The organism is Sphaerochaeta halotolerans, from assembly GCF_003429665.1.
In the GTDB taxonomy this organism is placed as follows: domain Bacteria; phylum Spirochaetota; class Spirochaetia; order Sphaerochaetales; family Sphaerochaetaceae; genus Sphaerochaeta; species Sphaerochaeta halotolerans.
In genome coordinates, this window is record NZ_QUWK01000034.1 from 1 (window position 1) to 2150 (window position 2150).

The following is a 2150-nucleotide window of genomic DNA, read 5'->3' on the forward strand; positions in this document are numbered from 1 at the left end:
TTCCACACTTTGACAGCAGCATAATCTAAGCCATAACCCAAAAACCACACGCCAGCCACCCCAGGGTGGTTTTTTTCGTATTTAGTGTTATGACTTAAAACATATTTTCGTATTGTTATGTATTTATATTTACAATCATCCCTGCTTCATATATACTGAAGGCAAGGAGAAACACCATGGCCTACATGATGACCAAGAACGTGCTCAAGAGCGGCGACACGATCTATTACATCAACACCGTCAGCCGCATCCCGGGGGAGAAGACCAAGCACAAGCAGGTCATGGTCGAGAAGTTCTCCGCCAACGACCTGAGAAGCCGCGGAGAGGAGGATCCGCAGGCCTACGTGCTGCAAAGGCTGAACGAGCTCAGGGAAGAGGCCAGGAATACGGTGAGGACGATGAGCTACCAGGTCGACCTCGGCCTCGGGCTCAGCCTGTCCGGAGAAGGAGACCTCCGGGTTTCGGATGACTGCAAGAACCTCGGGTTCGCCGCCTACTCGAGGCTGTACCACCGCCTGGAGCTGGACGAGTTCGTCAACAACCGGCGCAGGTACCTGGACTGCTCTTTCAACATCAACGTCATCTTCCAGCACCTGCTCTACTCGCGATGCCTGTGGCCGGCCTCCAAGAAAAACACCTGGGAGCACAAGGGGCGGTTCTTCGGCGACACGGGCTACGGCCTTCAGGACGTCTACCGGAGCATGGACAGCCTGCTGAAGTGGAGGACCGACCTGCTGAGGCACCTGGACTCCAAGGTGAAGCAGAAGTTCGGGAGAAGGGACACGGTGGTGTTTTACGACGTCACCAACTACTACTTCGAGCGGGATGAGGCGGATGACGAGAACGGGCTCAGGGCCAAGGGCCCCTGCAAGGAGCACCGGCCCGAGCCCATCATCCAGATGGGCCTGTTCATGGACGAGCTTTCCATTCCCATCACCTACGAGCTGTTCAGGGGCAACACCAACGACTGCGAGACGCTGCCCGAGGCCATGGATGGCAGCATCATCGACTTTTCCGACAGCAGGAAGATCGTGGTGGCGGACAAGGGGATGCTCAGCTACTACAACATCATGAAGATCCGGGATGCACGGAACGGGTATGTGATCAGCCAGTCCATACGGAAGTCGGACTCCCAGACCAAGGAGTTCGCGCTCTCGTGCGAGGGGTGGGAGCGTACGCTGGACGGGAACGGCAACGTGGTATCCATGATCAAGGAGAGGACGATCCCCAGGAGGGCAAGCACCTACGGCGACATCGACGGCAAGAAGCACAGCGGGACCTACAATGAGCGGCAGGTGTTCATCTGGAGCAGGAAGTACAGCGACAGGGCGAGGCACGAGCGGCAGGCGGTGATCGAGAAGGCGCTTCAGTCCGAGGGCAAACGGTCGAAGGACTTCAAGGACTCCAGCTACGGCAAGAGCAAGTACCTGAGGAAGAGCCCCGTCAAGGCGGGGGAGCTGGTACAGGCCGACTGGTGCCTCTACGAGTTCGACGCCTCGAGGCTGGAGGAGGACGAGAAGTACGACGGCTACTACCTCATCTGCACCAACGTCGTCGGGGTCGGGGACGAGTCGCAGATCAATCCCGACAAGCCGTCCAGCCATGCATACTATCGGGATTCGGACGGGTTCTTGGTGTTGAACCATGTGGTGCCTGCCTCGGAGATAGCGGACATCTACCGAGGGCTTTGGAAGATCGAGGAGACGTTCAAGGTCACCAAGACGGGGATGCTGTCGTTGAGGCCGGTGTTCCACAGCAGGCAGGACAGGATACGGGCCCACTTCCTTATCTGTTTCATTTCCTTGGTCCTGGAACGGCTGCTGGAGCGGCAGCTCGGCTGGAAATACTCGGCCAAGTCGATACAGCAGTCGCTTTCCCATTTCAACGCCGTGCAGCTGGCGAACTCGAACATCTACCAGGTCGCATACTATGACGTGCTGGTCGACACCATACTCAAGGCCCTGGACATAGACATATCGAGGAAGTTCCTGCAGCAGTCGGACATCAGAAGGATCATCGGGCAGACCAAGAAAAAAGATTACGAGGACTGAATCTATCCAACCATATTTCTGTTGTTCTCGTGAAGTAATAAAAGCTTGCTTCTGAATAAGTTGCAAGCTTTTTTACGTATTTCTGCTGTCAAAGTCAGG

General features: G+C 56.1%; 1 protein-coding gene. It reads left to right on the forward strand.

Annotated elements, in window-relative coordinates; translation table 11 throughout:
* Nucleotides 1-176 precede the first annotated feature (176 nt).
* Nucleotides 177-2051 carry an IS1634 family transposase gene (locus DYP60_RS13815; RefSeq protein ID WP_117331602.1) on the forward strand — a complete coding sequence of 625 codons (1875 nt, stop codon included), beginning with the start codon at nt 177-179 and terminating at the stop codon, nt 2049-2051.
* The last annotated feature ends 99 nt before the right edge of the window (nt 2052-2150 follow it).